At 57.4% G+C, this 21,657-nt stretch carries 27 protein-coding genes; 13 read left to right on the plus strand and 14 right to left on the minus strand.

Features of this window, described 5'->3' with window-relative positions; translation table 11 throughout:
* The first annotated feature begins 110 nt into the window (after positions 1 to 110).
* The 4 genes from FE702_RS16340 to FE702_RS16355 all read left to right on the plus strand — a co-directional run bounded on the left by FE702_RS16340 (position 111) and on the right by FE702_RS16355 (position 3,533).
* Complete coding sequence (locus FE702_RS16340; RefSeq protein WP_147127378.1) at positions 111 to 1,862, plus strand: ATP-binding protein; 1,752 nt, start codon at positions 111 to 113, stop codon at positions 1,860 to 1,862.
* A 339-nt stretch (positions 1,863 to 2,201) separates the two neighbouring features.
* Positions 2,202 to 2,489, plus strand: a complete 288-nt coding sequence (rpmB, locus tag FE702_RS16345; protein WP_147127379.1) for a 50S ribosomal protein L28 — start codon at positions 2,202 to 2,204, stop codon at positions 2,487 to 2,489.
* A gap of 104 nt (positions 2,490 to 2,593) precedes the next feature.
* Positions 2,594 to 2,941: a hypothetical protein gene (locus FE702_RS16350; protein ID WP_147127380.1), complete on the plus strand. Its 348-nt coding sequence runs from the start codon at positions 2,594 to 2,596 to the stop codon at positions 2,939 to 2,941.
* 40 nt (positions 2,942 to 2,981) lie between these two features.
* Positions 2,982 to 3,533, plus strand: a complete 552-nt coding sequence (locus tag FE702_RS16355) for a copper chaperone PCu(A)C (protein ID WP_255449711.1) — start codon at positions 2,982 to 2,984, stop codon at positions 3,531 to 3,533.
* Positions 3,534 to 3,543: 10 nt separating this feature from the next.
* Here FE702_RS16355 and FE702_RS16360 read toward each other — a convergent pair whose 3' ends face one another.
* Complete coding sequence (locus FE702_RS16360) at positions 3,544 to 4,284, minus strand: NAD-dependent deacylase (protein ID WP_147127381.1); 741 nt, start codon at positions 4,282 to 4,284, stop codon at positions 3,544 to 3,546.
* Positions 4,285 to 4,311: 27 nt separating this feature from the next.
* On the opposite strand from FE702_RS16360, the gene FE702_RS16365 reads away from it, so the two are divergent.
* Positions 4,312 to 4,737: a low molecular weight protein-tyrosine-phosphatase gene (locus FE702_RS16365; RefSeq protein WP_147127382.1), complete on the plus strand. Its 426-nt coding sequence runs from the start codon at positions 4,312 to 4,314 to the stop codon at positions 4,735 to 4,737.
* A 45-nt stretch (positions 4,738 to 4,782) separates the two neighbouring features.
* Here FE702_RS16365 and FE702_RS16370 read toward each other — a convergent pair whose 3' ends face one another.
* The 6 genes from FE702_RS16370 to FE702_RS16395 form a co-directional block, all read right to left on the minus strand.
* Positions 4,783 to 5,124 (minus strand): hypothetical protein, encoded by a 342-nt coding sequence (locus tag FE702_RS16370; protein ID WP_147127383.1) that lies wholly within the window; start codon positions 5,122 to 5,124, stop codon positions 4,783 to 4,785.
* Between the two features lie 130 nt (positions 5,125 to 5,254).
* Positions 5,255 to 5,650, minus strand: coding sequence for a hypothetical protein (locus FE702_RS16375; RefSeq protein ID WP_147127384.1), 396 nt, complete (start codon positions 5,648 to 5,650; stop codon positions 5,255 to 5,257).
* A 3-nt stretch (positions 5,651 to 5,653) separates the two neighbouring features.
* The gene (locus FE702_RS16380; RefSeq protein WP_147127385.1) at positions 5,654 to 5,944 is read right to left on the minus strand and encodes a hypothetical protein; all 291 of its coding nucleotides are present in this window, start codon (positions 5,942 to 5,944) and stop codon (positions 5,654 to 5,656) included.
* Between the two features lie 58 nt (positions 5,945 to 6,002).
* On the minus strand, positions 6,003 to 6,206 hold the full coding sequence (locus FE702_RS16385; protein WP_147127386.1) for a hypothetical protein: 204 nt from the start codon (positions 6,204 to 6,206) through the stop codon (positions 6,003 to 6,005).
* Positions 6,207 to 6,339: 133 nt separating this feature from the next.
* Positions 6,340 to 6,642, minus strand: coding sequence for a hypothetical protein (locus FE702_RS16390; protein ID WP_147127387.1), 303 nt, complete (start codon positions 6,640 to 6,642; stop codon positions 6,340 to 6,342).
* A gap of 83 nt (positions 6,643 to 6,725) precedes the next feature.
* Positions 6,726 to 6,980, minus strand: a complete 255-nt coding sequence (locus FE702_RS16395; RefSeq protein WP_147127388.1) for a hypothetical protein — start codon at positions 6,978 to 6,980, stop codon at positions 6,726 to 6,728.
* 348 nt (positions 6,981 to 7,328) lie between these two features.
* Between FE702_RS16395 and lepA the strand changes: the two genes are divergently transcribed.
* Complete coding sequence (gene lepA / locus FE702_RS16400; protein WP_147127389.1) at positions 7,329 to 9,125, plus strand: translation elongation factor 4; 1,797 nt, start codon at positions 7,329 to 7,331, stop codon at positions 9,123 to 9,125.
* Positions 9,126 to 9,645: 520 nt separating this feature from the next.
* On the plus strand, positions 9,646 to 10,953 hold the full coding sequence (locus tag FE702_RS16405) for an RNA/DNA-binding domain-containing protein (protein WP_186827127.1): 1,308 nt from the start codon (positions 9,646 to 9,648) through the stop codon (positions 10,951 to 10,953).
* A 76-nt stretch (positions 10,954 to 11,029) separates the two neighbouring features.
* On the opposite strand, the gene FE702_RS16410 is transcribed toward FE702_RS16405, so the two are convergent.
* The 4 genes from FE702_RS16410 to FE702_RS16425 all read right to left on the minus strand — a co-directional run bounded on the left by FE702_RS16410 (position 11,030) and on the right by FE702_RS16425 (position 13,379).
* Positions 11,030 to 11,545: an REP-associated tyrosine transposase gene (locus FE702_RS16410; RefSeq protein ID WP_147127391.1), complete on the minus strand. Its 516-nt coding sequence runs from the start codon at positions 11,543 to 11,545 to the stop codon at positions 11,030 to 11,032.
* Positions 11,546 to 11,773: 228 nt separating this feature from the next.
* The gene (locus tag FE702_RS16415; protein WP_186827128.1) at positions 11,774 to 12,001 is read right to left on the minus strand and encodes a type II toxin-antitoxin system prevent-host-death family antitoxin; all 228 of its coding nucleotides are present in this window, start codon (positions 11,999 to 12,001) and stop codon (positions 11,774 to 11,776) included.
* Positions 12,002 to 12,180: 179 nt separating this feature from the next.
* On the minus strand, positions 12,181 to 12,591 hold the full coding sequence (locus FE702_RS16420) for a hypothetical protein (protein ID WP_147127393.1): 411 nt from the start codon (positions 12,589 to 12,591) through the stop codon (positions 12,181 to 12,183).
* A gap of 35 nt (positions 12,592 to 12,626) precedes the next feature.
* A complete protein-coding gene (locus tag FE702_RS16425; RefSeq protein ID WP_147127394.1) occupies positions 12,627 to 13,379 on the minus strand; it encodes an alpha/beta fold hydrolase in 753 nt (250 codons plus the stop codon).
* Between the two features lie 59 nt (positions 13,380 to 13,438).
* On the opposite strand from FE702_RS16425, the gene FE702_RS16430 reads away from it, so the two are divergent.
* The 3 genes from FE702_RS16430 to FE702_RS16440 all read left to right on the plus strand — a co-directional run bounded on the left by FE702_RS16430 (position 13,439) and on the right by FE702_RS16440 (position 16,251).
* On the plus strand, positions 13,439 to 13,807 hold the full coding sequence (locus FE702_RS16430) for a hypothetical protein (protein ID WP_147127395.1): 369 nt from the start codon (positions 13,439 to 13,441) through the stop codon (positions 13,805 to 13,807).
* Positions 13,808 to 13,961: 154 nt separating this feature from the next.
* The gene (locus FE702_RS16435) at positions 13,962 to 14,504 is read left to right on the plus strand and encodes a heme NO-binding domain-containing protein (protein WP_147127396.1); all 543 of its coding nucleotides are present in this window, start codon (positions 13,962 to 13,964) and stop codon (positions 14,502 to 14,504) included.
* Positions 14,505 to 14,514: 10 nt separating this feature from the next.
* Entirely contained in the window at positions 14,515 to 16,251 is a 1,737-nt protein-coding gene (locus tag FE702_RS16440; protein WP_147127397.1) for an ATP-binding protein, read from the plus strand.
* 63 nt (positions 16,252 to 16,314) lie between these two features.
* Here FE702_RS16440 and glyA read toward each other — a convergent pair whose 3' ends face one another.
* Positions 16,315 to 17,604: a serine hydroxymethyltransferase gene (gene glyA / locus FE702_RS16445; RefSeq protein WP_147127398.1), complete on the minus strand. Its 1,290-nt coding sequence runs from the start codon at positions 17,602 to 17,604 to the stop codon at positions 16,315 to 16,317.
* A 204-nt stretch (positions 17,605 to 17,808) separates the two neighbouring features.
* On the opposite strand from glyA, the gene FE702_RS16450 reads away from it, so the two are divergent.
* Positions 17,809 to 18,576: an NAD kinase gene (locus FE702_RS16450; RefSeq protein WP_147127399.1), complete on the plus strand. Its 768-nt coding sequence runs from the start codon at positions 17,809 to 17,811 to the stop codon at positions 18,574 to 18,576.
* Entirely contained in the window at positions 18,573 to 18,965 is a 393-nt protein-coding gene (gene gloA2, locus FE702_RS16455; RefSeq protein WP_147127400.1) for an SMU1112c/YaeR family gloxylase I-like metalloprotein, read from the plus strand. Before FE702_RS16450 ends, gloA2 begins: the two co-directional genes overlap by 4 nt.
* A gap of 12 nt (positions 18,966 to 18,977) precedes the next feature.
* Here the strand turns inward: gloA2 and FE702_RS16460 are convergent, their stop codons facing one another.
* Positions 18,978 to 19,184 (minus strand): cold-shock protein, encoded by a 207-nt coding sequence (locus tag FE702_RS16460; RefSeq protein ID WP_147127401.1) that lies wholly within the window; start codon positions 19,182 to 19,184, stop codon positions 18,978 to 18,980.
* 248 nt (positions 19,185 to 19,432) lie between these two features.
* Between FE702_RS16460 and FE702_RS16465 the strand changes: the two genes are divergently transcribed.
* Positions 19,433 to 19,633, plus strand: coding sequence for a CsbD family protein (locus FE702_RS16465; RefSeq protein WP_147127402.1), 201 nt, complete (start codon positions 19,433 to 19,435; stop codon positions 19,631 to 19,633).
* A gap of 85 nt (positions 19,634 to 19,718) precedes the next feature.
* On the opposite strand, the gene FE702_RS16470 is transcribed toward FE702_RS16465, so the two are convergent.
* Complete coding sequence (locus tag FE702_RS16470; RefSeq protein WP_147127403.1) at positions 19,719 to 21,608, minus strand: propionyl-CoA synthetase; 1,890 nt, start codon at positions 21,606 to 21,608, stop codon at positions 19,719 to 19,721.
* Between the last annotated feature and the right edge of the window lie 49 nt (positions 21,609 to 21,657).

Below are 21,657 nucleotides of genomic sequence, written 5' to 3' on the forward strand. Positions count from 1 at the left end.
AACTGCCAGAAAAAATGCGCACCACAACCCTAGCGGTAGAGCCGAGTGTCCGATCTGGACGAAATGCCCGTGAAGCAGCAAAATAGCTTGCATCGCAATCGAGAGGCATCGTGAATCGTCCTATCGACAAAGCCGGGTTACGGCTAACACAAATCGAGTCGATCGCCCAAGCCGAGCAATTGTGGAGCGTCATGTACTTTTCACATGTCGGCCTGATGCTTTTGGGGAGTCTGTCAGCTGCTGTCTTGCTCAACGCTTGGGCGCTGTCACTGATGGCGGTTTGCTACGTCTCCTTGTTCACTTTGGAAAAGTTCGTCGCGGCGAGAGCGTTGTCTCTGCGAGATCCGTCTCTTTATTCTTCGGTGCTGGTGACGCTGACTTTGCGCGCATTGTTCTACAACGCGTTGGCCGTGGCGGTCTGGTCGATTGAAGGCGACATTTTCAAGATGGCGGCCTTGGCTCTTCTGGTCGCCGCAACGATCAACATCATGGTGTTCCACGCCACGTTCCGCCCAATCATTGCCTGTGTCGTTGGGCCTATTTGGCTAGGGTTCCTAGCAATCGCGTGTCTGATATTCGCCGAGTTTGGCCTGTCCGCCGAAACCGCCGCAGCCTTTGTGACACTCTTGTGTATATCACCCTACTTTTATCTCGCCTTGATGAACGCCAGCGACAAACACAGTCAATTCGAGTGGACGAAACAGGCCCTTAACCGGTCCCAACGGCAGGAGATACTCGGGCGTCTCGTTGCCGGGGTGGCGCATGACTTCAACAATGTGCTTGCTGTATCGCTAGGCAACGCTGAGCTTGTGAAAGAGAGTTCCTCCGAAGAGGAAAAGCAGAGGTTCGCTGACGAGATCATCAAGGCAGCGCAACGTGGCTCGTCGCTGGCCTCGCATTTGCTGACATTTGCTGGTCAATCCAGGTTGGAGCCCAAGCAGCATGACCCAAAGGACATTCTCACGGACTTCAAGACAATGGTGGACCGGGTGTTGCCAGAGAGCATTCGGATTTCCACCTCGGTGAAACCGGGAATAAGTGAAGTTCTTGTGGATCGGCACCAATTGGATGTCGCGTTGCTCAACCTTGCGGTCAATGCGCGCGACGCCATGCCTGACGGCGGGACACTGCACCTACAAGTGGATGAGCTTGGTGTTTCCCGCGAAGAGTCGCATCGACTGGCTCACGATATCCCACAGGGGCATTTCGTTCGCTTTCGGGTATCAGACACTGGTACCGGCATTCCAAAGGACACGCTTCAGAGTATTTTCGATCCATTCTTTACGACAAAAGGGGTTGGAAAGGGGTCAGGGCTTGGCCTTTCGATGGTTCAGGGGTTTGCAAAACAATCCAACGGCACCGTGTTTGTCGAGAGCGAGATCAATGTCGGCTCAACGTTTTCCCTGCTCATTCCTGCTGTCGACAGAGGCATGAAAATTGCTGAAAACTCCTCGCCTCCAAACATCCTCGATAAGGCGTGTTCGCACGTGTTGTTGGTGGAAGATGACATCGCCGTTCGGCAGTTGCTTGAGACCCAGATCACCGAGCATGGCCATCAGGTGTCTGTCGCGACCAATGGCGACGGAGCCGCTGCGATGCTCCGTGGCGGTTTATGTCCGGATGTTCTAGTAACCGACAACGTGATGCCCGGCTCGATTCAAGGTCTAGATCTCCTGAGTATTGCCGTTGATCTCCATCCAAACCTGTCAACGATAATGGTCTCGGGGTATGCCGCAGATGCGCAGGATGTGCTCAAAGAGAAGAAGCTTGATACCTCCATCCTCACCAAGCCGGTGAAGATGGCTGAACTGCTTGCGGCGATTGAGGCAAAGGCCCCTGCGAAGCGAGGGTTTCGGAGATAGCGACGGGCGTCGTTTTCGAGAACTGTCTTGGGCTGGCCGCAATCACCGTAGAGGATTGGGACCTGAGACATAAAGCAGCCGTTCGCTCCGCTTCGAATTTTGGCGGATGCAAAGCTACTGACCGTGGACGGGAGAGACCCACTTAAACGTGCCGAAAGACAGAAGTCTAAAGAGGTCATAGGCCTTCAGGGACTTCCATGTCTGCTCGACCCGAATCCTCTTGACCCCATCCTCATCCCCGCCTAAACCGCGCGAACCGAATTAAGGGCCCTGCGCACGCGGGGCTTTGCCCGTTGACGGGCGCCCGACCAGACGAAGATATGAAACGAGGAGTGGACGATGTCGCGCCGCTGTGAATTGACCGGAAAAGGCCCGATGACTGGCAACAACGTCAGCCACGCCAACAACAAGACCAAGCGTCGGTTTCTGCCGAACCTGAACGACCAGACCCTGCACTCGGAAGTGCTGGATCGCTCGTTCAAACTGCGCATCTCGGCTTCGGCTCTGCGCTCGGTCGACCATCGTGGTGGCCTTGACGCGTTCCTTGCCAAAGCCAAAGACGAAGAGCTGTCGGCCAACGCGCTGAAGATCAAAAAAGACATCGCAAAGGCGCAGGCGTCGGCGTAAGCCCCTGACCATATTGCGGAACTGATGTACAGCCCTGCCGATCCGGCGGGGCTGTTTCATTTTGTCCGCTTGTTACGCAGGCCGGATTGTTTACATCCACACCCATGTTATTGCGTCGCACTCTAATTGGCCTGTGGCTGGTGGTGGCAAGTGTCACGCACCTCGCTGCTGGCGTTGCGACGGGCGCAGCGGAACCCACCTCGACCATCGTGATCTGTCGCGGTCATGCCGCCGTCACCATCCATCTGGACGCCAATGGTCAAGAGGTCGAAGGCTGGACGCTATGCCCAGAGGTCATTGGCACTCTGTTGGCCGCGGTTGATGCGGGGCAGTCCTCTGTTTTTTTCACAGACACTTCGGCCACGACGCTTTCACTGAGTCGCACCGCACCGCAGACCGACGGTCTGCGCGGGCACCAACAACGCTCCCGGGGGCCGCCTGTTTCGGTTTGAACCAACAAACTGACAGACATCCAATACTCGGAGCTTTCCAATGCTGACCAAACTCTTTGCGCGCGCGACTGCGCCCGTTCTGGCTGCGGCCCTTACCTTCTCGTCCCCCGTTTTCGCCGATGGCATGGGGCTTATGATCGATGACCCCTATGCGCGCAGCGCGACGTCCATGTCGACATCCGGCGCGGCCTTCATGGCGATCACGAACCACAGCGACACAGATGATCAACTGATTTCGGCTGCGACAGATATCGCAGCGCGTGTCGAACTACACACCCATACCGAGGATGAAAACGGCGTCATGCGCATGCGCGAGGTCGAAGGCGGTATCCCAATCCCCGCCGGTGAAACCACCGTTTTGCAGCGCGGCGGATTGCACGTGATGCTGATGGGCCTGACTGAAGGACTGGAGCAAGGCGATGAAATCGATGTGACGCTGACGTTCGAGAATGCGGGCGACATGGTGGTGAGCATACCGGTCGACAATGAACGCAAGGCGTCCCATGGCGGGATGCAAGGGCATGGGTCACATGATCACGGGGCCATGGACCACGGCGACAAGGACGAAGACCATTCCGGTCACAACCACTGATCACCTGTCCTTAGGACGGAAATGGCGCGTCGGATCCCGGTCCGGCGCGCCCTTTTGTTGCAAACCGCTCTTTGATCTCGGCCACCCATAGCGGCACGGTGTGCGTCGCAGGCCCCGCGATCACCCGATCAAAAATCGGGTTGCCGGACGGCTCCAGCGTCAATTCGTGACATTCCGCTCCGGCCTGCTGCGCAAACTCTCCAAACCCGGCAGCGGGATAGACCTGACCAGATGTTCCAATGGCGGCAAAAACCTCGGCCTGTGACAGCGCCTCCAGGATTCGGTCCATGTGATACGGGATTTCTCCAAACCAGACGATGTCAGGGCGTGCGCTCGGCGCCCCGCAGGATGGGCAGGCATGCCCAACTTCTAACTCTGTGGGTGACGGCCACCTGTGCCCGCAGGAGGCACACAGCGCCTGATCCAACTGACCATGCATATGCACCACCGCCCGGCTGCCGCCCGCCTCGTGCAGGCTATCCACGTTCTGTGTCACGAGCAGCAAGTCATCGCCAAAGGCGTGACCCAAATCAGTCAAAGCAATATGCGCGGCATTCGGTTGCGCTTTTGCCGCTCCTGCGCGGCGCTCGTTGTAGAACCGCTGAACCAGCGCCGGGTTGCGCGCGAACGCCTCTGGCGTTGCCACATCCTCAACTCGGTGGTTCTCCCAAAGGCCTCCACCACCGCGAAAGGTGTTCAGCCCGCTTTCGGCGGAAATTCCTGCGCCGGTCAGGATCACGATCTGGCTCATGGGCGCAGGCTATGGCAGGTAGAGGCCATGCGCATCCTCTTTGTCTGTCTCGGCAACATCTGCCGGTCCCCAACCGCCGAAGCCATCGCCCGCAATCAAGGGCTGGCGTGTGACAGTGCCGGGACCGGGAATTGGCATATTGGCAAACCACCTTATGGACCGATGCAGGATGCCGCCCGCGCGAGGGGTATCGACATGTCAGGCCTCCGCGCCCGGCAATTCGGTCATGCTGATTTCCATGATTTTGATCTGATCATCGGGATGGATGACGAAAACATCGCCAATATTGAGGCACTGCGCCCGACTGGGTCAGAGACACCGGTTGTAAAACTGACCGACTATGGCAGCAGCGCCGATCACGTCCCTGACCCGTATTTCACCCGCGATTTTGACGAGGCGCTCGACATTATTGACGACGCCATCACCGGGCTGCGCCAGACCATTCAGGGCTGACTCAGGTCCTTCTATGTTTCAAAAATACTCAAATCCGGCGCGCGCCTACCCGCGGCACGACCGCTCAGCCGTGCGTGCAAAGGCCTTGTAGCGGTCCCAAAACGCGTCGGCGGCCGGGCCATCTGCGGTGCGGGCATCTTGTGCTCTTTGAGGATCGGCGAAAAAGCCAACGGCGCGCGCCCGGTCGCGGCTGCTGAGTTCTCGATTGGCAACGGCCTGAACACACCCGCAAAGTTGCCGTGACGCAGCTTTGCGACCCGCTGCAAGGCAGGCATCTTTGATCGGTCCTTCGGCGTAATAGGCAAGACGCGCGCTTGATCCGCCCCGGTCACCGCCACCACAGCCCGCCAATGCCGCTGCCGCGACAATCATCAGTATTACTCGCATGTTCCGGCCTCTGCTCTGCCATCCGTCCGGTCTTATGCCGGTTCCTCATATCGTGCCACGGCAAGGCAGCCTTGGCAATTGGCGCGCGGTCGCACACCTGCCTTTAGGCGGACAATTGGCCGTGATGGGGCTACCCGAGATCCACACGTCCTTTGTATTCGATCTGGCCATCAAGATAGACGTTGACCGACACTGTGCGTGCCACAGCAGGCCCCAGATCAATGCGGATTTCCCGCGGCATGAGAGGCGCTCTGTTCACAGGCTCGGGACGGCGGGGTTGCAGAAAGTCGGGGTCGACGCCCGTGCCGCGGCTGGGCGCGCTGTTCTCCATGGTGCGCATTTCGGGTGGGTCAAAGTCCGGCCGCCATTGCGCTGTGCTTAAATCGACGCGGAGCGTTTGCGGATCAAGCCAACGGAATGCGTGATCCTTGAAGTAATGCGACCGCGACAGCATCCCTTTGATCATTAGGTAATCGCGGCCCTCCGCGCGTTGGGTGGTAATGGTTGGTTCAGACAGGCGCGGCATGGTCTAGGCGAGAATGAAGGAGCCGCCGGCCACGGCAGCGTCATTGCATGTGATGGTGTAAGAACAGGTGCCCGCCGGCATGGCGTCTAGCGACACGGTTTCGCGGACTTGTTTCAGCATCATGGCCGTCATTCCTCCGGATGATCCGCTGTCGTCGGTGTAATACCCAACGCTGATCTGGTTCCCGTTTGTCGAGATATGCGGGCCGCGCAGGGCGATGCCCACATGAGGTAGGGTCCCTGAAATAATCAGGCTGCGACCCTCTGGGGTCACGGATGTTACAGTCAAAGTCATCGAATTACCTCCTTCGATTGCCCCCCGGCGCGCGAGCGCACCGGGGGCCGATCCGCGATCAGGAATTGGCGCGCTTGGTCGCCTCTTGCGCGGCTCTGACCGCGTCACGTTTGCGCTGCTCGGCCTCTTGGCGCATTTGCGCGGCCTGACGGCGCGCATCCGCAGTCGTGGCGGCATTTTCCATCTCGTAGGCGCGTTTGATTTCCTCATCAGCTGCGTTCATCGCGTTGACGGCGGATTGTTGATCTGCTGTGCGGCCCATGAATTGGCCCTCCTGTGTTTAAGGTTTTTGATTTGAATGAGTGCTGAAACAAGCAACGCCAAAAGAGTTGCGAGAATTGTCAACTGGGAAAAGTCGGGAAACCCTGACCCAATCCCATGCGTCCGAAATGAGATTAGGACAAATTCAAGATCTTCTCCGGGCTTCCATCCACGAAAATATGGACAAGATACTGGTTTTGGATCGCTTCATCCGGAATTGGCGCGGCAAGCTTCTGTGTGGTCAGCACCTGCGCGCTTACGCCGCCGGGATTGGCGTCCCGCGTGTTGATCCGGACATGCAGTTCACTGCCACGCAAGATAATCTGATCGACGCTGGCTTTTATGGCCGGGGTGGCAGTTTCGACGTCAATCATCAACGTTGCGGGATGCGTCTCGGCCAGACTCCAGCCTGTGACGCGGGCGCGGAATGGGGTCATGTTGTTGGAACTCCTCAGAAAATGGTGCGTGCGGGAAGCCACATGCTCCCGCACAGGTTTGTTTGGAACTGTTTGAGCGCTGCCTAATGTGCTGCGGCTTTGGCCTCTTGGATGGCGCGGACACGATCCGCCCAGTCCTTGGTCCGGCGCGCAGCCTCTTCAAGTTCAAGGCGTTTGTTGTCGCGGGTGGAATGTTGGTCTGCGAGAATACCACTCTTGTCGAGGTCGCGGTAATAATCGGAGTCCCATTTGGCTTTGACTTCACGCTCGTGTTTCTCGGCGGCGCGAAGCTGCTTTAGGCTGCGTTGGTATTCCTTGTTTTCGTAAAGGGTCGTCATGGTCGCAATTCCATTTAATCGTGCTTCTGAATGGTCTTAGATTGTGTGGGGAATTGCTATCTCACCAGTAAGGAAAGCCGCACCCCTGTTTGGGGGATTGTTTCTTTGGGTGGCTGCTGTTTCTGGGCCAGACGCGATTGATCCGTGCTGAGCGCAAGGCTGCACAAGCGCCGCTCGTGGGGCTGATCTAGACCTCAGCGGAACGCAGCAAACACCGGGTCTCCAAGACCTCTTTTGGCCGACTGATTGTGGGGTGTGAGACGCACAAAAGACGCCTGTCGACACTGTGCATTTTCAACGCAGCCGCACGACCTTGACCGGGACCCCAACCTGCAGCATATCCGGTCCATGACACCGCTTTCAAACATCCGCAATTTCTCGATCGTGGCCCACATCGACCACGGGAAATCGACGCTGGCTGACCGCCTGATCCAGTCCACGAACACCGTGGCGGACCGGGACATGAAGGAGCAGCTGCTCGACAGCATGGATATCGAACGCGAGCGCGGGATCACGATCAAGGCGAACACGGTGCGCATTGATTACAAAGCCGCTGATGGTCAGGACTATGTTCTCAACCTGATCGACACCCCAGGACACGTGGACTTTGCCTATGAGGTGTCTCGGTCGATGCGCGCGGTCGAAGGGTCGCTGTTGGTCGTCGATAGCACCCAAGGGGTCGAAGCACAGACGCTGGCCAACGTTTATCAGGCCATCGACGCAGACCATGAGATTGTCCCGGTCCTGAACAAGATCGACCTGCCAGCCTCGGAACCCGAGCGCGTGGCTGAACAGATCGAGGATGTGATCGGCATCGACGCCACCGATGCTTTGCTCGTGTCGGCCAAATCTGGCATCGGCATCCCAGAGACACTTGAGGCCATCGTGCAGCGATTGCCCGCGCCCGACGGCAACGAAGATGCGCCGTTGAAGGCGATGCTGGTGGACAGTTGGTACGACGCCTATCTTGGTGTCATCGTCCTGATCCGCGTGATCGACGGTCGTCTGAAAAAGGGCGAAAAGGTCAAGTTCATGTCGAATGACTCGATCCACCATGTGGATCGCATCGGCGTGTTCCGTCCCGAGATGGAGAACGTCGACAGCCTCGGCCCCGGCGAAATCGGTTTCCTCACCGCGTCGATCAAACAGGTCCGCGACACTCGCGTGGGTGACACCATCACCCACCAGCGCAACGAAGTTGAGCCGCTGCCGGGCTTTAAGCCTGCGCAACCGGTGGTGTTCTGTGGCCTCTTCCCAGTGGATAGTGCCGAGTTCGAGGACCTGCGCGACGCGATTGAGAAACTCGCGCTCAACGATGCGAGCTTCAGCTTCGAGATGGAAACCTCCGCCGCCCTCGGCTTTGGCTTCCGCTGCGGCTTCCTCGGGCTTTTGCACCTTGAAGTGATCCGCGATCGCATCGAACGCGAATATAACATCGAATTGATCACCACCGCGCCGTCGGTGATCTACCACGTCTACATGAAGGACGGCACGCAGATCGACCTGCACAACCCCGCCGACATGCCCGACGTCACGCTGGTCGACCATATTGAAGAACCCCGGATCAAGGCGACGATCCTTGTGCCTGACGACTATCTGGGCGACGTGCTCAAGCTCTGCCAGGACCGCCGTGGCATCCAACTCGACCTGACCTATGCCGGCTCCCGCGCTATGGCAGTCTATGACCTGCCCCTGAACGAGGTCGTCTTTGACTTCTACGACCGCCTGAAATCGGTGACCAAGGGCTACGCGTCCTTTGACTATCAGATGGAGGGCTACCGTCAGGACAACCTCGTCAAGATGTCCGTTCTCGTGAACGAGGAACCGGTCGACGCGCTGTCGATGATGGTCCACCGCGACCGCGCCGAACAACGCGGCCGCGCCATGTGCGAAAAGCTCAAAGACCTCATCCCCCGACACATGTTCAAAATCCCGATCCAGGCGGCCATCGGCGGCAAGGTCATCGCGCGCGAGACACTGTCGGCACTCCGCAAAGACGTGACTGCCAAATGCTACGGCGGCGACGCGACGCGTAAGAAGAAGCTGCTGGAAAAGCAGAAGGCCGGTAAGAAGAAGATGCGCCAGTTTGGGAAAGTCGACATACCGCAGGAAGCTTTCATAAGTGCGCTTAAGATGGACGGCTAAAGCCGTCCATCCCGCGCGCACTTATGAAAGCGGTGCGCGAAAGCGACTTTCTGCAAGAAAGTCTGCGGGCGCACTCGGTGCAGAAAAGAGTACTGTCGCCCGTCGGGGAAAGCGACTTTTGGAACAAAAGTCTGCGGCCCGACCCGGTGCAGAAGAGAGCGCAACGCTGCAGCCATACCACCCGCAGCCCCGGACCCGATCCGGGGCCTCAAACCACCCAACCCTTCCAAATCACACTCCCAATCACCAAACCCGCCCGGTGGGAACCACCGGGCAGCGCCCGACCCTCCCCCCGGGAGGGCGCTTCACGCCCACCCAGGGTCGGGCGCTGGTCCCAAGAGCCATTTAGAGAAGCAAATCGCTTTTATTCACCCAACATCTGATTAAACTCCCGGTAAGCGTGCAGATTTAAGCATCCGTTGCACAATGTTAAATGAGGAACTTTATGACCACCTTTTCGTCGGGACACCTTAACAGTGACGAAGTCAAAGCCTTGTGTGCTCTGGATGAAGGACAAAGAATGGATTTGAAATCTGCGAGAATACAGCCTGCAAAACTGTCCCAGGCAATATCAGCTTTTGCAAACACAGATGGCGGTGAGCTCTATATTGGCATTGAAGATGATAAAGCCTGGAAGGGATTTGAAAAGCAGGAGGAGGCGAATGGCCTTACGAGTGTAATTTTTGACATGTTCCCTGTTCAGGACTATCTGCATGCGTCATTCCTGACCGGTGAAGGTCAACATGGGTATGTGCTAAAATTGGAGATATTTCGAACTCCAGATGTTAAATTTGCCACCAACGGGAATGCCTACACACGGTTTGGAGCGCAAAATAGGAAGGTCGCTGGTTCAGATGCAATTATGCGTCTCAAGTACACGAAGGGAGTGCACTCGTTTGAAGATGAGTTGGTCAATGACTCGATAGAGGATGTAGTAAACTCCCTTGCAATCCTAGAATTCTCTCTCAGTTTGCCAACTGAGCCTGAGCCAATTGAATGGCTTAAGAAGCAAAAGCTCATTTCCGGCGGCCGAGCTAATGTTGCCGCATACATGCTCTTCGGCGAGGAGCCGCAAATCGAGTTTCCTAAAGCTGCGGTCAAGATTTATAGATATAAAACGGCTGCCCCTGAGGGAACACGTGACACGCTTGCATTTGATCCCAAGACCATCGATGGACCACTTGTGTCGATGATTTCGGAGGCGGTAAAAACCACCAAGGAAGCTGTCCAAGATATCCCGAAAATCGGTGCGGTTGGTCTTGAGTCGGTTGTTTACCCCGAAGAGGCAATTCACGAAGTGTTAACCAATGCCGTATTGCATCGAGATTATAGCGCAAAGGATGAAGTGCACATTCGGATTTTTGACAACAGAATCGAAATATTTAGCCCCGGTAAGTTGCCTGGGTACGTTACTCCACAGAATATTTTGAAGGAGAGATTTGCCCGAAATCCAAAGATGGTTAGGATCGCCAATAAATTTCCGAACGCCCCAAACAAAGACATCGGAGAAGGGTTGAATACTACCTTTGAGAAAATGCGTGAACTAAAGCTTCGCGACCCCGTTATTGCAGAGTCTGAGGCTGGAGTTACAGTTACTTTGTTTCATGAACTGCTCGCATCGCCGGAGGAGATTATTAGTAAATACCTTGTTGAACATGGAGAAATAAATAACTCGAAAGCGAGGGAGATTTGTAGGGAGGGTAGTGAAAACAAAATTAAGCGAGTTTTTGAACGTATGATGGGTTCCGAAATCATTGAAAGAATTCCGGGAAAGAGGGGTAGGGCCACTTCATATAGACTTAAGGTGATTGAAGCGGATGAAAGCTGATTGTCTACCTCGGTGCTAGAAGCACGATGCCAAAAGAGAAATTGCCGAGCTATGAAAGACGCCGATCCCACTCCAATCACTCTGCATCACGTCTGGCATCGCGACTCACCGACGAATGCGGCCACTCATCGGGCGCGCTCACATATCCATGCTTCACTGGATTCCACGCGCAATACCGCATGTGATGCCAATAATCGGCCTCGTTTCGGATCAAATGCTCCCAAAATCGGGGTTGCCAAGACCCCACCTCGCCCTTCCGGCGTAGGGCGGGGTTCACCCCGCCGTACAATGCGCCAACCGGGGCAGGCGGGATAAATCCCGCCCTGCGGCAGCGGCGGGAAAAACCCGCCTTAATCGCACCCCAGCGTGTTGAAAAATCTGCGTCGCCATCTGGCAATGTCCAAACTGCGTGCAAATGATCCGGCAGCACCACCATCGCCTCAATTCGAAACGGCCGCCGCCTTTGCACCTCTGCCACCGCAGCTCGCAAATCCGCAACCCGGTCCACGAGCATCCCTGACGACCGATCCGCCAAGTTCACCGTAAAGAAAAACGTCCCACCCGGCGCATGGGCTCTCACATAGCGCGGCATGGCCTTACCCTATCGGGCGGGCACTTAACCAAATCCTAACCAAGCCCCCCAGGGCCACAGCCGCCGCCACCAACGCGCGCGGCTCTCTGTGATCTCACACTCCACCTCACCGCCCGGTACCGGTCGCAGGCCTGCACGTTTCAGAACCTCACGCTCCATACGGCGGTCCATTTGCGTGCGTTGGATCACCTCGGCGGCCTCTCGGTTCGTGTCGCAGCCCGTGCGGCCTCAGCGAAAGAAACCGGGCTCGCGCTTGCCGTCGATGATCGCGTCGATGTCCTCCTGGCTCCAGATGCGTTTGAGCATGTCCATCGAGACCAGCGCAGCCTCGGGACGTTCGTGGCGGGTCAGGACGATATAGGCGTCGGGGTGCTGGACGTGGCTGATCAGGTGACTGAGTTGATCGCGGGCCTGCGTCGTGGAAACGCGTTTGGGACGGGGGATGGTCAGCGTCATGGGCATGTCCGTTTTGGGGAAACGGATGGGATATTTCGTGCAAAACGTACATTTTCCGTCAGTGCACCGCACGGCGTCTGTACAGAGAGCGCACGTTCTCTCTCTTGGAGAACGGCGCAATATCGAGGCGTTATGCAGCCCTTTCCGGTCGGCTCGCGCGGTGCAATCGCCTCTCGCAACTAAGCTGCCACTCCCAACCGATGCACAGAACTAAAGGGCCAATCCTCGGCCTGTTCTACCAGACGCCACGCGACCGGCTGCGCGTGGATGTCGGCCACGGTGCGGGGGATGTCTTCGGACATCACGGGCGCGACCCATGCGGGATGCAGGGCCACGGGTTGGGGGAGGTGGCGCATCAAGGTCTTGGTGAAGCGTTGCCAACGGGGCAAAGGCTCCACTGTTGCAGGAAGTTGCCAGACGGCGTGGATAGATTGAGGCAGGACGACCATAGCGCGTGTCGTCAGTGGTCCCTCGGTCGCCGTAGCGCGATAACAGTCGCGCAGAAGGGCGATGTGGTGCGTCAGGCTAAGGTCTGTGTCGCGCAGGTGGCTGGCAAAGCGCCATGTGCGGGGGCGGTCAATGGGTGTCATACACGCAGAGTGGCGCGGTTATGGTTAATGACGGGTTACTGCGCCTGATCCAAAAAGACCCGAACAGCCGCCTCAAACTCCCGCGGTTTCTCGGCGTGCAGCCAGTGTCCCGCACCCGGAATCTTGGCAAACCGACTGTTCGGGAACAGCTCTCTGATCCTTGGGCGTGCCTCTGGAAGAACGTAGTCAGAGGTGGCGCCGGCGAGGAACAGAGCAGGTGCCTCGCAGCTGCCGGATATATCGGGAAATCCAATGATGTCAGGCATTTGTTCGGCGAGAATGTCGAGATTCAGTCGCCATGTGCGGGTCTTCACGTCAAGCGATTGGAGCAGGAAGGCGCGCGTCGTCGGGTCAGGTATCTGACTGACCAATGCAGCATCCGCGTCGCTGCGCTTTTCAATGCCGCTCAGGTCAAGCGCTTGCATCGCTTCGATCAGCGGCAGTTGCGTGTGCCCGTAGGCCACAGGCGCGATGTCGGCCACGATCAGCTTGCGGATCGGCGCGCCGTTCAGCGCGGCGACCATTGCCGCCTTGCCCCCCATGGAGTGTCCCAAAAGGTCGACGGTCCCGAAGCGGGCGATCACCTCTTGTAGGTCACCAGCCAGAGCGGCGTAGCTGTGATCCGGGTCCCAGAACGATCTTGCATGGTTGCGCATATCAACAGTGATGACGCGGCGGCTTTCGGCCAACCGTTTGGCGATGACGCCCCAGTTGCGGCCAGAGCCAAAAAGCCCATGCGCGATGATCAGTGGCGTGCCGCCTGTGCCGAATTCCTGAAAGGCCAACATGCGCATGGGCTTAGCGGATCAGGGGTGACATCGCCAGAGCTTCGCGGCTAGATCAGGTCATGGACCCGACCGAGCTTCAGAAAGAACTGACCAAATTGCAGGCGGAAATCGCTGATCGCTACGGCATCAAGGGACGGACGCTGCGCGATCAGGTACGGAAATTGGGCCGCTGGTTGCCTCGTTATGAGCGCGGACAAGCGCGGGTGCTGGTCGAGGCCGAGACCGCTTTGCAGCATCCAAAGATGGCGATGTTGGTCCAGCCCAAGCCATTTCACCACGCCAAGACGGCATTGATGATGCATCTGGAAGGGATCGACCCCGCCGAGCGGCGCAAGGGTATGATGCTCAGCATTGCTGCTACTATTTTGGTAAACGTGGTTTGCGCAATTGGTGTATTGGCGCTGCTCTGGTTTCTCGTGCAAGATTGACCTGTGGGGCGCGTGTGATCCACGGCTTTTGAACTAAGGCCGGTCTTTCGGGAGTGCGTTGCCGATGATAGCCATGAGGTGTGGGGCCTGTGGCAAACGCAGCTGGATCGGCGACGATGGTCGCGATCGCAGGCAAAAGAGAGAGGGTGACCGGATGAAGGGAGTGGTTTTTGTCGAACTGCTAAACATGGCTGAGTCCGCATTTGGCGAAGACGCGGTTGATGAGGTTCTGGATTCAGCCGATCTTGAAAACGACGGGGCGTACACGGCGGTTGGGAACTATCCCTGCGCGGAACTTATGAAGATCGTTGAAGGGTTCAGCGAAAAATCCGGCGCCAGCCCAGAAGTGCTTCAACGCAAGTTTGGTCACTGGATGATGGAATTCTTTGAACGCGGGTATCCCGAATTCTTTGCTGGCAAGGAAAACGCGTTCGAAATGCTCAACGCGATCGAAGACGAAATCCACGTTGAAGTGCGCAAACTTTATCCGGATGCCGAGCTGCCGACGTTTCGCACCCGGCAGGTGAGCGACGCCCATCTTGAGATGATCTACAGTTCACCAAGGCCCCTAGCCGAATTCTGCCATGGCCTGATCGAAGCTTGTGTGGGCCACTTTGGCCAGACCGCCGAGATCACGGCGCAGCCGACGGTGGGCCGGTCCGACTCCATGACATTCCAGATCGCGCTGGCCGCGTAACGGACGGCAGGTGGGTTCGGACGAAGACAAGGGCGTTTCGCGCCGCCGCTACAACCGGGCGGTTGCTGCGCGTGCAGAGGCTGAAAAGCTTCTCGATGAAAAGAGCCGTGCCTTGTTCGAGGCAAACGAAGCGCTGCGCGAACATCAATCCGCCCTAGAAGACACCGTGCGCGAACGAACCGCTGATCTTCAGGCCGCGCTGCAAAAAGCACAGATGGCTTCTGAGGTCCGGGCCCGGTTCATCGCAACGATGAGCCATGAAATCCGCACCCCGTTAGGGGGATTGATGGGGATCGTCGACCTTCTGCACATGGAAGAGAGCGATCCTAAGAAACAAGAACTTCTATCCTTTGCCAAGACGTCCGGCACCGCGTTGAAAACCATCGTGAATGACGTGCTTGATTTCTCCAAAATGGAGGCGGGCGCGTTCCAATTCAAAACCGAACAGGTCGATATCAGGTCGCTGGCTACCGGCGTTGCAGCGCTTGCGCGGTATTCGGCGGATGAAACCGAGCGTGAGATAGAAGTCGAAATTGGCGATGATGTTCCGCAGCGGTTTTATGGCGATGCAACGCGCATCCGGCAGGTCATCTCAAACTTGGTCAGCAACGCGGTTCGATATTCGACCGACGGTTTGATCTCGGTCAGGGCGCGGATGATCGAGGTGGATGATGCGCCGTGGCTGCGCGTTGAGGTCGAGGATTTTGGCGTCGGGATCGCCGCTGATAAGCGGGATGATCTCTTCAAGGACTTCTCGCAGGTGTCTAACGAATTGAGCGATCAGGCACAGGGAACGGGCCTTGGATTGGCCATCAGCCGCCGCATCATCGAAGGCGCGAACGGGCACATTGGGGTCGATAGTGAACTGGGTGTCGGTTCGACGTTTTGGTTCGAGATTCCGATTGAAGAGGTACCGCATGCGCCTTTGTCCGACCCAACGACGACGGCCGAAGTGGACAATGCAGAAGATATTGTCCGCGGCGCGCGGGTCCTCTTGGCAGAGGACAATACGATCAACCAGACCCTGCTCATGCGGTTCCTGAAGAAGATGGGCGTCGTCGCTACGCTGGCAGAGAACGGGCAGGTGGCCGTGGATCTGTTCAGGCCCGGTGCCTTTGACCTGATCTTGATGGATGTTGCGATGCCCGTGATGGACGGGCTTCAGGCGATCAGACATATCCGCGACGCGCATCCGCCCGATCAGGTTCCGCCGATTTCACTACTGACCGCGCATGTGATGGAGACGGTTGCGGATGACGCGATTGCAGTCGGGGTGGAGCATGTCTTGAGCAAACCGATTGCGTTTGACGATCTGCGCCTTGGAATCGCGAGCCTGATGACAGGGCGGAAAGTGCATTCGCTGTCACTGTCCGCGCCGCAAGCAGGGTCCCATGTGCCTGTCATGGACCTGATGTCAGAGGATATCAGTGCGGGATTGGCAGCCAGTCTGTCAGGTGCCGAGATCGAGGAATTGGCAGCGCAATTCGTCACGGATGCCGAATCTCTTTGGGCGGATGTCATGAAACATTCGGATGATGCTGCCAGTCGTGGGAACTGCAAAGCGCCTGCCCATGCTTTGAAGGGCGCTGCAGGGTTGCTGGGCTTCGCCACGGTTTCGGAACATGCGGCGATGGTCGAGGAAAGCTGCGCGTTTCTGGACGCAGAGGATTTCGACGTGATCGGCGGAATGATCGCAAGCGAACTGGACCGCATCCGTGCCACGCTTCCGAGCGGGGCCTCTGCGTAATCTCCAAAAGAAAAGGCCGGGGAGGGACCCCGGCCTTTGGTATTCTCTCAGAACCAGCTTTGATTAGGAATAAAGCGGGAAACGCGCGCACATTTCGGCGACTTCTGCTTTGACCTTTTCTTCGACAGCCGCGTTTCCTTCTTCACCATTGGCGGCAAGGCCGTCGACGACTTCATTGATCCAGTCCGCGATTTGGCGGAACTCGGCCTCGCCAAAGCCACGGGTGGTGCCAGCCGGTGTCCCAAGACGGATGCCCGAGGTGACCATTGGTTTTTCCGGGTCAAACGGGACGCCGTTTTTGTTGCAGGTAATGTGGGCGCGGCCCAATGCTTTCTCGGTCGCGTTGCCCTTCACACCCTTGGGGCGCAGGTCGACAAGCATGACGTGAGTGTCGGTGCCGTTCGTGACCGTCGCCAAACCGCCTTTTTCCAGCTGATCGGCCAGTGCCTGAGCGTTCTTGATGACCTGTTTTTGGTAGGTTTTGAACGACGGTTGCAGAGCCTCACCGAACGCAACAGCCTTGGCTGCGATCACGTGCATCAGCGGTCCGCCCTGAATGCCAGGGAAGATGGCCGAGTTGACCTTTTTTGCGATCGCTTCGTTGTTGGTCAGGATCATGCCGCCGCGTGGTCCGCGTAGGGTTTTGTGCGTAGTTGTCGTTGCAACGTCGACGTGCGGGAACGGATCGGGATATTCACCTGCCGCGATCAGACCGGCAAAGTGTGCAACGTCCGCGAGCAACCATGCGCCGACGCTGTCTGCGATTTCGCGGAACTTGGCGAAATCCAAATGGCGTGGGATGGCCGATCCGCCTGCGATGATCATCGCTGGCTTATGCTCTTGGGCCAGACGCGCGACCTCGTCATAGTCGATCAGGTTGGTGTCTTTTGACACGCCGTACTGGACCGCCTTGAACCATTTGCCGGATTGGTTAGGCGCCGCACCGTGGGTCAAGTGACCGCCTGCATCCAATGACATGCCAAGGATGGTGTCGCCGGGTTTGATCAGTGCTTGAAAGACACCTTGGTTGGCCTGCGAGCCCGAGTTTGGCTGTACGTTGGCGTATTCCACGCCAAAGAGTTGCTTGGCACGCTCAATGGCCAGGTTTTCGGCGACATCGACATATTGGCATCCGCCGTAATAACGGCGACCTGGATAGCCCTCGGCGTATTTGTTTGTCATGACCGAGCCCTGTGCGTCGAGCACGGCCTTGGACACGATGTTTTCCGACGCGATCAGTTCGATCTCGTCGCGCTGACGGCCGAGTTCCTGATCAATGGCCGCAGCCAGTTCCGGGTCGGTATCAGCAACCGACTGGGTGAAAAACGCGGCTTCGCGATGGGGGGCATTCATGACGTGTCTCCTTTTGGAGGCTCTGTAAGGGACGTTTCCTATCGGAAATACTCAAAAATCGACTTCGGACAAGGCGATTCCGTCCAGATTGCAGAAAAGCGAGGGAATAAGTGTTCGCATCCGATCCTTGCCTTTCCTTTGGGCGCAGGCGATGACTTTGGGAAACAGGGGTGCAAACGGTCCCTCAGGGAAGGAAGCAAAGCCATGGGCGGAAACCAGAAAATCGCGTTCGTGGCCAGCGATGCAGAGGTCGCGCAGAGCGCGCTGATCGCGTTTCAGGGGAGGTATCCATCGGTTCCCTTGGAAGAGGCCGATGTCATCGTGGCACTGGGAGGTGATGGTTTCATGCTGGAGACGCTGCATGGGACAGAGCATCTGGATAAGCCGGTCTATGGTCTCAATCGTGGCACCGTAGGATTTCTGATGAACGAGTATGGCGAAGATGACCTTATGTTTCGCCTTGCTGCCGCAGAGGAAGAGGTCATCAATCCGCTGAAAATGCGTGCAATCACCAAGGATGAGGTCGAGGTCGAACGGTTGGCCATCAACGAAGTTTCGCTGCTGCGTCAGGGGCCGCAAGCAGCCAAGTTGCGGATCTACGTAGATAACAAGCTGCGCCTGAGAGAGTTGTCTTGTGACGGCGCGCTGGTTGCTACACCCGCTGGCTCAACGGCCTACAACTATAGTGCGCATGGGCCGATCCTGCCGATTGGGTCCGATGTTCTTGCGCTGACGGCTGTTGCCGCGTACCGGCCGCGTCGCTGGCGTGGGGCGCTTTTGCCGAAAGAGGCAACGGTCAGGATTGAGGTCATTAGCCCAGAGAAGCGTCCGGTGATGGCAGATGCTGATGGTCAGTCGGTTCGCGATGTAACGTCGGTTGAAATCACGTCAGACAGCAGTGTCGAACATCGCCTGCTCTTTGATCCTGGCCACGGATTGGAAGAGCGGCTGATTCAAGAGCAATTCGTGTGATCCCGGGCCTGCAAGGTATCCATCACGTTGCAGTAATTTGCAGCGATTATGCACAATCCAAGGCTTTCTATACCGAAACACTTGGGCTGCAGATTATTCAGGAAACCTACCGAGACGCGCGGGATAGTTGGAAGCTGGATTTGGCACTGCCGGATGGTGGACAGATCGAGCTGTTTTCGTTCCCGGAGGCGCCGCAACGCCCATCGTACCCGGAGGCCCAGGGCCTGAGGCATCTCGCGTTTGCTGTGAACGATATCGAGAAAGCCGTATGCGACCTTACGGCGAAGGGAGTAGCTTTCGAACCCATACGTGTCGACGAACTAACAGGCCGGCGATTTATGTTTTTCGCCGACCCCGATGATTTGCCGCTGGAACTATACGAAGCCTAGCGGACTGCTGGCTTACAGAAGCTCGATGTTGACTGCGCTTTCGCGACCGTCGCGGCCAGCTTCGACTTCGTAGCTGACTTTTTGGTTGTCGTTCAGACCTTCGAGACCCGAGCGCTGTACCGCGCGGATGTGGACAAATGCGTCCTTGCCGCCCTCATCTGGTGCGATGAAGCCATAGCCTTTTTCGGTGTTGAACCATTTGACGGTGCCGGTTGGCATATCCCGTTCTCCTTAAAATGTCCGGCTGCGGTATGCGCCGGTTCCTGTAGCGTCGGTGCAGATCGAGACCGGATCGCCAGATAGGAAAACGGGGGTCGATGTAGTGCGCACGTCGTGCGACACAGGCCGTCGCACGATAGCGCTCACAAGTAAAGTGAAGATTTCGGAACCATTCGTCAGGTCATCCCGTTGGCAATATGTGCGGCCATCGCCGCACTGAGCAGACATGGAACCGAAAGGAGGACACGATGAATTGGGAACGTATCAAGGGCAACTGGAACGAGTGGACCGGCAAAGCGCGCCAGGAGTGGGGCGAATTGACGGAAGACGAACTGGAAAAAACCAAGGGCGAGCGCGATGAAGTGATCGGCCTGATCCAGCAGAAATACGGTGTGGCCAAAGACGAAGCCGAGAAGAAGGTCGATGCCTTCTTTGACAAGGCGGCGTAAACGACCAGAGCCCCATAAACACTGCGGGCCGGAACCTATGTCAGGTTCCGGCCCGCGTGCGTTTGTGAAAGGGCGCAGGCCATGACTAGGATTTGGCGTAACCCATTCCCTGCAATGCCTCTTTGATCTCATCAAGGATTGCTGGATCGTCAATGGTTGCTGGCATTTTGAAGGGTTCGCCATCGGCGATTTTGACCATCGTGCCACGCAGGATTTTGCCCGAGCGGGTTTTCGGCAGACGCTGCACAACGCAGGCCAGCTTGAAGGCCGCAACAGGTCCGATTTCCGAGCGAACCTTGGCGACGACTTCTTTCACGATCTCTGCGTCATCCCTGTCTGTCCCAGCGTTCAGGCACAAAAAGCCCATCGGTAGCTGGCCTTTCAGGGTATCAGTCACGCCGATCACTGCGCACTCGGCAACGTCCGGGTGCCCTGCAAGGACCTCTTCCATAGCGCCGGTCGACAGGCGGTGGCCCGCGACGTTGATGACGTCATCGGTGCGCGCCATGATGTAGAGGTAACCGTCTTCGTCGATCATTCCGGCATCGCCGGTTTCGTAATAACCTTCGAACGTGTTCAGATAGCTTTTCTTGAAGCGTTCCTCGGCATTCCAGAGCGTCGGTAGTGTACCAGGCGGCAAAGGCAGTTTGACGGCGATGGCACCCAGCGTGTTGGGACCGAGTTGTTCGCCTTCATCATTCAAAATCTGCACGTCATAGCCGGGCATCGCCACCGTCGGTGAGCCAAGCTTGATCGGCAGTTGCTCAATGCCAGTTGGGTTTGCCGCGATGGCGTAGCCGGTTTCAGTTTGCCACCAGTGGTCGATCACCGGCACTTTCAGGTGCCGTTCAGCCCATTGGATCGTGTCGGGGTCTGCGCGCTCACCTGCAAGGAACAGGCTTTCCAATGACGAAATGTCGTAGTCGCCGATCAGCTTGGCCTCTGGGTCATCCCGCTTGATCGCGCGGAAGGCGGTTGGGGCGGTAAAAAGGCATTTGACGTTGTGATCCTGAATGACGCGCCAGAATGTGCCTGCATCAGGCGTGCCGACGGGTTTACCTTCGAACACGATCGTCGTGTTGCCGTGGATGAGCGGCGCATAGCAGATATAGCTATGGCCCACGACCCAACCGACGTCTGAAGCGGCCCAGAAAACGTCGCCGGGGTCGATGTTGTAGATGTTCTTCATCGTCCAATTCAGAGCAACGAGGTGGCCGGCAGTGTGCCGCACGACGCCTTTGGGCTGACCGGTCGTACCCGAGGTATAGAGGATATAGGCTGGGTGGTTGCCTTCGACCGGGACGCAATCAACCGGGGCGATGCCTTCCTGCATGCGGTGCCAGTCCAGATCGCGTTCGCCCAATTCACAGGGACCTTCTTCGCGCTGAAGGATGACGCAAAAGTCAGGCTTGTGTTCGGCTAGCTCAATGGCCCCATCAAGCAGTGGTTTGTATGCAACCACGCGGCCGGGTTCGCAGCCGCAGGATGCAGCAAGGATCGCCTTGGGCGTCGCGTCGTCGATGCGCACGGCAAGCTCGTTTGCGGCAAACCCGCCGAAGACGACCGAGTGGATCGCACCAATGCGGGAGCAGGCCAGCATGGCGACCAATGCCTCGGGTACCATCGGCATGTAGATGATGACCCGGTCGCCTTTGGTAATCCCGTTCGCTGCAAGCGCACCTGCAAGCCGCGACACCTGATCCTTCAATTCCGCGTAAGATGTCTTGCCGGCTTTGCCGGTGATCGGGCTGTCATAGATGATGGCGGTCTGGTCACCGCGCCCGGCCTCTACATGTCGGTCGACGGCGTTCCAGCAGGTATTGACCTTGGCATCGGTGAACCACTGATAAAGTGGCGCGTTGCTGTCATCCAACGCGCGGGACGGGGCCTGATCCCAATCAATCGCCTCAGACGCCTGCATCCAGAATGCCTCTGGGTCAGCTTGCCACGCGTGATACACGTCTTTGTAGGTCATCAGTCGTCCTCCCGTCTTCCGACAAAAGGCATAGGGGGTGCGCAATAGG

The sequence above is a fragment of the Shimia ponticola genome (genome assembly GCF_007995215.1).
Classification (GTDB): domain Bacteria; phylum Pseudomonadota; class Alphaproteobacteria; order Rhodobacterales; family Rhodobacteraceae; genus Shimia_B; species Shimia_B ponticola.

Coding starts and splice junctions, on each gene's coding strand:
- rpmB (WP_147127379.1), top strand. CDS start 2,202: ATGTCGCGCCGCTGTGAATTGACCGGAAAAGGCCCGATGACTGGCAAC.
- FE702_RS16350 (WP_147127380.1), top strand. CDS start 2,594: ATGTTATTGCGTCGCACTCTAATTGGCCTGTGGCTGGTGGTGGCAAGT.
- FE702_RS16355 (WP_255449711.1), top strand. CDS start 2,982: ATGCTGACCAAACTCTTTGCGCGCGCGACTGCGCCCGTTCTGGCTGCG.
- FE702_RS16360 (WP_147127381.1), bottom strand. CDS start 4,284: ATGAGCCAGATCGTGATCCTGACCGGCGCAGGAATTTCCGCCGAAAGC.
- FE702_RS16365 (WP_147127382.1), top strand. CDS start 4,312: ATGCGCATCCTCTTTGTCTGTCTCGGCAACATCTGCCGGTCCCCAACC.
- FE702_RS16370 (WP_147127383.1), bottom strand. CDS start 5,124: ATGCGAGTAATACTGATGATTGTCGCGGCAGCGGCATTGGCGGGCTGT.
- FE702_RS16375 (WP_147127384.1), bottom strand. CDS start 5,650: ATGCCGCGCCTGTCTGAACCAACCATTACCACCCAACGCGCGGAGGGC.
- FE702_RS16380 (WP_147127385.1), bottom strand. CDS start 5,944: ATGACTTTGACTGTAACATCCGTGACCCCAGAGGGTCGCAGCCTGATT.
- FE702_RS16385 (WP_147127386.1), bottom strand. CDS start 6,206: ATGGGCCGCACAGCAGATCAACAATCCGCCGTCAACGCGATGAACGCA.
- FE702_RS16390 (WP_147127387.1), bottom strand. CDS start 6,642: ATGACCCCATTCCGCGCCCGCGTCACAGGCTGGAGTCTGGCCGAGACG.
- FE702_RS16395 (WP_147127388.1), bottom strand. CDS start 6,980: ATGACGACCCTTTACGAAAACAAGGAATACCAACGCAGCCTAAAGCAG.
- lepA (WP_147127389.1), top strand. CDS start 7,329: ATGACACCGCTTTCAAACATCCGCAATTTCTCGATCGTGGCCCACATC.
- FE702_RS16405 (WP_186827127.1), top strand. CDS start 9,646: ATGGATTTGAAATCTGCGAGAATACAGCCTGCAAAACTGTCCCAGGCA.
- FE702_RS16410 (WP_147127391.1), bottom strand. CDS start 11,545: ATGCCGCGCTATGTGAGAGCCCATGCGCCGGGTGGGACGTTTTTCTTT.
- FE702_RS16415 (WP_186827128.1), bottom strand. CDS start 12,001: ATGACGCTGACCATCCCCCGTCCCAAACGCGTTTCCACGACGCAGGCC.
- FE702_RS16420 (WP_147127393.1), bottom strand. CDS start 12,591: ATGACACCCATTGACCGCCCCCGCACATGGCGCTTTGCCAGCCACCTG.
- FE702_RS16425 (WP_147127394.1), bottom strand. CDS start 13,379: ATGTTGGCCTTTCAGGAATTCGGCACAGGCGGCACGCCACTGATCATC.
- FE702_RS16430 (WP_147127395.1), top strand. CDS start 13,439: ATGGACCCGACCGAGCTTCAGAAAGAACTGACCAAATTGCAGGCGGAA.
- FE702_RS16435 (WP_147127396.1), top strand. CDS start 13,962: ATGAAGGGAGTGGTTTTTGTCGAACTGCTAAACATGGCTGAGTCCGCA.
- glyA (WP_147127398.1), bottom strand. CDS start 17,604: ATGAATGCCCCCCATCGCGAAGCCGCGTTTTTCACCCAGTCGGTTGCT.
- FE702_RS16450 (WP_147127399.1), top strand. CDS start 17,809: ATGGGCGGAAACCAGAAAATCGCGTTCGTGGCCAGCGATGCAGAGGTC.
- FE702_RS16460 (WP_147127401.1), bottom strand. CDS start 19,184: ATGCCAACCGGCACCGTCAAATGGTTCAACACCGAAAAAGGCTATGGC.
- FE702_RS16465 (WP_147127402.1), top strand. CDS start 19,433: ATGAATTGGGAACGTATCAAGGGCAACTGGAACGAGTGGACCGGCAAA.
- FE702_RS16470 (WP_147127403.1), bottom strand. CDS start 21,608: ATGACCTACAAAGACGTGTATCACGCGTGGCAAGCTGACCCAGAGGCA.